Here is a 6,152-nt window from a genome sequence, read left to right as displayed (position 1 = left end):
CCCCCCACCACCGCAAATCCCGCCCGGAATCCGGAATCAACGACGTCCCCACCAACAACAGCAACGTGTCGATCTCAAAAGCCCGATCAGCCAACCGCAACAACGGCACCGGATCCCCGCCACCACCCCCGCCGATCTCAAAAGCCCGATCAGCCAACCGCAACAACGGCACCGGATCCCCGCCACCACCCCCGGCCGCGAACCGGCAAGCCGCATGCCCCAGCCCGCGGCACACCGTCCGCAACCGCTCCCGCACCTCGTCCGCCCGCGGATCCGCCCGAGGACCGCCGGTCCGGATATTCCACGCCACCGAAAGCAAACAGCGCCCGGCATCGTCCATCGACGTGTTCATCACCGGGCGAGTCTGGAAGCACCATCCCCGCGACGGGTGACCCGACACGCACGGCTCACCGCATCGAGTGAAGCAACCGCACAGTCGCGTCGAGCGGCAGCCGGTCATCCGCGGCCCGCGCGAGAAAATCCTTGATCCGCTGCCCGTCCGGCGTCAACGAGTCCACGTCGTTGACCTCCGCGCTGGCCGCCTCCAACGTCCCCAGCCCGGCATTGTGGTGCGCGTCGCGAACCGCATTCCGCAACACCGCCAACTCCGTCGCCGACGGCCCCCGCTTCTCGGCCCGCAACCGCTCCACAATCCGAAGCACCTGCGGCGAATGCGCGGCCAACGACTGGCGTCCGGCAAACGACGCCACCATCCGCGGCGTCGCACCCGCAGAAGCCGGCGGCGGTGGCACCTCGACCGCCTCGCCCACCACCCGCAAACTCTCCAAAGCCGCCGCACGCCGACGCTCGCTATCGCGCACGCGCGCGAGCGGATCCTTCCGCCGGGACGATGCGATCGCACGCGCGTCGGCCCGGGCGCGCTCTCCAACATCGGTCAGTCGCGAACGCCGTTGATACGTACCTTCGTCCGCGGCCTGCTTGCGCCGGTTCGCGAGCCAAGCCTCGAAGGTCTGCCCGCGCCGAGGCGGCTCGCGCACCTCGGTCAGGTCGGTGGCGTCGGACTCGTCGGCGAACCAGCCCTTCATCCGCGAGCGCAGGAAGTCGCCCGGCTTTTCGCTGGCCCGGCGCGGCCGCTGGCGCGTCCCGCCCGGCAGCGTGCTCATCGCGATCAGCAGCGCGTCCGGGCAGTAGCCGTGGGAGTACCAGAATTCCAGCTGCCGCTCGACGTCGTCGCGTTCCTCCCGGGTCAGCCGCTCGGACACCCAGCCCATGCGGCGGACAAGCACGCCCGTCGCCTGTGCGCGTTCGCGCGCGTCGGCAGGCACGACCGTCGAAGGCCACTCTTGATCCGCCATCCGCACCATGCCACACCTCCCTAGCCAGCGACGCCTACGTTATCCCGCCGCACCGACAATTACCTGGCCCGCCGCAGCACCGCCACCGTGTTCACCGCCACGATCACCCCGATCGAGGCCCACGCGACAGCGTCCAGCCGCTGGCCCAGCATCACGAGCCCGACGAGCGCGGCCATCACCGGATTGACGCTCATGAAGGCCCCGAAGAACTGCGCCGGGACCCGCCGCAACGCCACCAGATCGACGAGGAACGGCAGCGCCGACGACAGCAGCCCGGCGGTGAGCGCCGCCGCGAGCGCACCGGGCGTCGGCGGGTGATGCAGCATCGCGAACACCCCGATCGGCAGGTACAGCAGACCGGACACCCCGGCCGCGGCAGCCGAACCCGCGGCCCCGGGCAGACGACGGCCGACGGTCCGGTTCAGCAGGATGTAGCAGGCCCAGCACAGCGCGGCGACCAGCGCGAGCCCGATCCCGAGGTAGTCGGTGCTGGGCTGCGGCCGCATCAGCGCTCCGACCGCGACCGCGGCGACGACCGCGCACGCCAGGTCCGTTCGACGCCGGGAGCCGGCCAGCGCGATCGCCAGCGGGCCGAGGAATTCGAGCGTCACGGCCAATCCGAGGCCGATCCGGTCGATCGCCGTGTACAGCGACAGGTTCATCGTCGCGAACACGGCGGCCAAGCCGAGCACCGGCCACCACTGCCGCGCGGTGAACGTCCGCAGCCGCGGCCGTCCGACCGCCAGCAGCACCACCGCCGCCACCCACTGCCGGACCGCCACCACGCCGGGCGGGCCGAGCACCGGGAACGCGAGCGCCGCCGTCGCCGCGCCGACCTGGTTGGACAGCGCGCTGCCGAGCAGCATCGCGGCACCGGTCGCCCGGGCGTCGCCGCGCGTTCGCGGAGCCAGTTCCGTAGTCGCCATGCGGTCGAGCATGAGTTCGGCCGGTCCATGCGCAAAATGCATTGACCGCATCAGCGATACGCTGAACGCATGGATCTGGAGCTGCGTCAGTTGCGCTGCCTCGTGACGATCGTGGACGCCGGAACATTCACCGACGCCGCGCTCGAACTCGGCGTATCGCAGGCGTCCGTATCGCGGAATTTGGCTTCGCTGGAACGGGTTCTCGGCGTGCAACTGCTGCACCGCACCAGCCGCAGCCTTGAGCCGACCACAGCTGGCGTCCAGGTGCTCGCCCGCGCCCGGCATCTGCTCGCCGAGGCCGACGATCTCGTCCGCGAGGCGACCACCGGGCACACGCGGCTGCGCCTCGGCCACGCGTGGTCGGCGATGGGCAAGCACACCGCGGAATTCCAGCGCCGCTGGGCCGCCCGGTACCCGGACGTCGAACTGCTCCTCGTGCGCGCCAACACCGCGACCGCCGGACTGGCGGAAGGGCTGGTCGATCTCGCGGTGGTGCGGCATCAGATGCCCTCAGGCAAGTTCGCGCACGCGACAGTCGGCCACGAGGACCGCTACTGCGCCATGGCCGTCGACGATCCGCTCGTCCGCCGCCGCACCGTCAAGCTCGCCGATCTGGCGTCGCGGCTGCTGGTCGTCGATCCGCGCACTGGCACCACTTCCGCCGAACTGTGGCCGCCGGACGCGCGCCCGCGCATCGAGCCGACGCACGACGTCGACGACTGGCTCGCCACCATCACCACCGGCCGCTGCGTCGGTGTCACGCCGCATTCGACGGTGACGCAGTATCGTCGCGACGGCATTGTGTACCGCCGGGTCCGCGACGCCCCGCCGGTGCCGGTCCAGCTCGCCTGGCGCGCTCACGATCCGCATCCGGCCACGCACGCCGCGGTGGCCTTGCTCGGCGAGCTGTACCGCACGTCGCCGAAACGGGAAACCGCTTCCGCGCGCCCGCGTTAATCCATTGTGGATCTTGAAAAACCGCGACGATCATTTTCCGTTGACGCGGCGGCGCGGGGCGACAATGATGAAGCCGTCCAGCCACGAAAGGATCCACGGAATGCCGCGCCGCAACGAATGCATGCACCTGTCGGGCATTCCCGGCTCCGCGCCATGACGTGGCCTGCCACGCCGTGAGCGAGGAGCCGCCCGCCGGACTGCCGGCCGGGCGGCTTTTGCGTTCACGGCCCGCGACGACCGAGGAAAGGAGGTGCCCGTCGCCATGGGAGTCCTGGTTCTCAATGCCGGCTACGAGCCCCTGCACACCGTCTCGCTCCCCCATGCCATCCGGATGCTGGTCCGCCAGGTCGCGGTCGTCCACGAAAGCGACGGGCCGGACCTCGGCGTCTTCCCGCGGCCGAAGGTGGTGCGGCTGCTGCGCTACGTCGTGATGAAATGGCGGTATTCCGGGGCGCCGCGCTGGTCCCGTTCCGGCGTGCTGCGGCGCGACCGGCACACGTGCGCCTACTGCGGGCGCCGGGCCACCACGGTCGACCACATCATGCCCGTTTCGCGCGGCGGCCCGCGCACGAGCTGGCTCAACACCGTCGCCGCGTGCGGCGGATCGGCGCGCAGCTGCAACGCGCGCAAGGCCGACCGCACGCCCGCGGAAGCCGGGCTGACGCTCCGGTTCCCGCCGCGCGTCCCGCGGTGGGAGGAGCTGCACCCGCTGGCCGGACTGTCCACATGAGACTCGCGCTAGGCTGGAAACCGTGAAGGGCTTGCTGCTGCGGTTGTCCGCGGTCGATTCCGGCGCGGAAACGGCGGTGCGGGTCATCGCGTATTTCGACGAGCTGATCGCCCGTCGGGCGACGCTGCCGGATCTGCTGCGCGCCACCGCTTTTCTTGCGGAATGCGTAGCGGGATTCGCCGGGTCGACGGAACCGTGCTGCGGTTCCGGCCGACCGGCGAACCCGGCGGCGACGGTCCGGTGCCGCCGGACGCCGTCGTCGTCGACCTCGACGGCGCCGGGCGGGTCTGGCTGGAACGCGCGGGCGAGCCGGGTCCGCTCGACGTCCTGGTGCTCGAACGGCTCGCGATCTCGGCGAAAGTGCTCAATCCCGTCGAACCGCCGCACGCCGCCCCGCATTTGGCGGACCCGGCGCTGGTCGAACTGGTGCTGGGCGAGCAGGCGGCGGACGAGGACCGGACGCGGGCGTTGACCCTGCTCGGCCTGGACACCACGCGCCCGTTGCGAGTGGTCGCGGTCGCTTCGGGTGCTGGTCGTGACGCCGGTGCGGACGCGGTCGCCCTCGTCGCGCGCGGCGGGCCGCTCGGCGCGAAAGTGGCGGTGGTCGGCGGGGTGGCCGCAGTAGTGGTGCAGCCGCGCGAGGGCCCGGATTCGGTCGTCCCGGCGTTGCGCGAGACGCTGGCGTTGCGGGCCAAGGACCGCACGCTTCCGGACACCCTCCGGGTAGGCGTCGGCGACGCGGTCGACGGTTTGGCGGCTCGGACCTCGTGGCTGCAAGCCCGTCTGGCCCAACGGTTCGCGGCGACGTCGCGGCCGTTGATCGTGCACGAGGATCTCGGCTCGGTGACGCTGCTGGCGGAGATCCCGGCGGAGCAGTTGCGCGCGCAGCCGGACGTGCTGGCGTTGAACGCGCTCGCCGAAAGCGGTGATCTGGAGACGCTGGAAGCCTTCTGCCGCACGGGTTCCTTGCGCCAGGCGGCGATCGCGCTGCACCGGCACCACAGCTCGGTGGCGGCGCGGCTGGCGCACGTGGAGGACGCGCTGGGGTGGACGCTGGACGATCCGGCGGGACGGTTCCGGGCGCGGCTGGCACTGGTGGCGCGGAGGTTGGCGGACAGCGACGCCTCGTGAGTGGCTATGCCGGTTAGAACCGGGATAGCCACTCACGAGAACCCAGTCTCAGCCCGCCTCGACCCCCAGCACCCGAGCAAGCACCGCCCGTCGCTCCGCGGCTTCCCGGCGGCTCACCGTAGCGTGCCGGAACACCGCGGAGCCGTGGAAAGTCCCCGGGAACAAATGCAGTTCCGTCGGCACCCCGGCCGCCAAAAGGCCTTGTGCGTAAGCGATTCCCTCGTCCCGCAGCGGGTCGAACTCCATCACGGACACGTACGCGGGCGGCAATCCGGAGAGATCGGTCGCCCGGGCCGGCGCCGCATAGACCGAAACGTCCGAGCCGCCGCGCTTGCCCGGCCCGCCGAGGTAGTAGTCCCAGCTCGCCTCAGCGGCCCGCAGGTGCCACATCGGCGTGTCCGCGAACTTGCGCATGCTGCCGGTCTCGAGGCGGTCGTCCAGTTCCGGCACGGCGAGGAACTGGAACGCGATCGCCGGGCCGCCGCGGTCGCGGGCCAGCAGTGCCAGCGCCGCGGCCAGTCCGCCGCCCGCGCTCACGCCGTAGAGCACCACCTTCTCCGGGTCGATGCCCAGTTCGTCGGCATGCTTGACCGACCATTCGAGCGCCGCGTAGCAGTCCTCCAACCCGGCCGGGTAGGGATTCTCCGGGGCGAGCCGGTACTCGACCGACACGATCACGACACCGAGATCCCTTGCCAATTCGACATTGGCCGCGTGGTCGACTTCCAGGTCGCCGAGCGCGAAACCGCCGCCGTGGATGTCGAACAACAGGGCCTTCGTCGCGACGCGATCGGGCGTGTAGACGCGGATCGGGACGTCCGGTGCGCCCTCTGGACCGGGCACGGTTTCGTCGCGCGTGGTCACGCCGGATTCGTCGAAGTCGCCTTGCATCGAGGCGATCAGCTCAGCCATGCCCGCCCGCGAAGCGGCCACGTCGAGGAAGTCGACGTGGGGCAGCATCGGGATCGCGGCGGCGATTTCGGGATCGAACGGATAACTCATCGACGGCCTCCGTCTTCCAGGTGAGGACTCCATCGTGCCGAAATCCCGGCCCCGGCCGGCACCGCCACGTGTCGCGTACCGCGCGGGGCG

General features: G+C 71.1%; 7 protein-coding genes. 3 read left to right on the top strand and 4 right to left on the bottom strand.

What is annotated here, in order from left to right; genetic code table 11:
- From D0D37_RS16835 to D0D37_RS16825, 3 genes are all read right to left on the bottom strand, one after another.
- The coding region (locus D0D37_RS16835; RefSeq protein WP_208719992.1) for a hypothetical protein at positions 1–352 on the bottom strand (352 nt) is incomplete at its 3' end.
- A gap of 55 nt (positions 353–407) precedes the next feature.
- Positions 408–1,325 carry a hypothetical protein gene (locus tag D0D37_RS16830; protein WP_116201489.1) on the bottom strand — a complete coding sequence of 306 codons (918 nt, stop codon included), beginning with the start codon at positions 1,323–1,325 and terminating at the stop codon, positions 408–410.
- Positions 1,326–1,375: 50 nt separating this feature from the next.
- Entirely contained in the window at positions 1,376–2,242 is an 867-nt protein-coding gene (locus D0D37_RS16825) for an EamA family transporter (RefSeq protein ID WP_116201498.1), read from the bottom strand.
- Positions 2,243–2,311: 69 nt separating this feature from the next.
- On the opposite strand from D0D37_RS16825, the gene D0D37_RS16820 reads away from it, so the two are divergent.
- The 3 genes from D0D37_RS16820 (at position 2,312) to D0D37_RS16810 (ending at position 5,060) form a co-directional block, all read left to right on the top strand.
- Positions 2,312–3,199, top strand: a complete 888-nt coding sequence (locus D0D37_RS16820) for a LysR family transcriptional regulator (protein WP_116201488.1) — start codon at positions 2,312–2,314, stop codon at positions 3,197–3,199.
- Between the two features lie 262 nt (positions 3,200–3,461).
- Positions 3,462–3,929, top strand: coding sequence for an HNH endonuclease (locus D0D37_RS16815; protein ID WP_116201487.1), 468 nt, complete (start codon positions 3,462–3,464; stop codon positions 3,927–3,929).
- 162 nt (positions 3,930–4,091) lie between these two features.
- Entirely contained in the window at positions 4,092–5,060 is a 969-nt protein-coding gene (locus tag D0D37_RS16810) for a PucR family transcriptional regulator (protein WP_208719991.1), read from the top strand.
- Positions 5,061–5,108: 48 nt separating this feature from the next.
- Here the strand turns inward: D0D37_RS16810 and D0D37_RS16805 are convergent, their stop codons facing one another.
- The gene (locus D0D37_RS16805; RefSeq protein ID WP_162834275.1) at positions 5,109–6,062 is read right to left on the bottom strand and encodes an alpha/beta hydrolase; all 954 of its coding nucleotides are present in this window, start codon (positions 6,060–6,062) and stop codon (positions 5,109–5,111) included.
- Positions 6,063–6,152 lie beyond the last annotated feature (90 nt).

It is taken from the genome of Amycolatopsis circi (genome assembly GCF_003385235.1).
GTDB classification, from domain to species: Bacteria; Actinomycetota; Actinomycetes; order Mycobacteriales; family Pseudonocardiaceae; genus Amycolatopsis; species Amycolatopsis circi.
The sequence above is the reverse complement of the archived record's forward strand: the minus strand, read 5'-3'. Positions and strand labels throughout refer to the sequence as shown.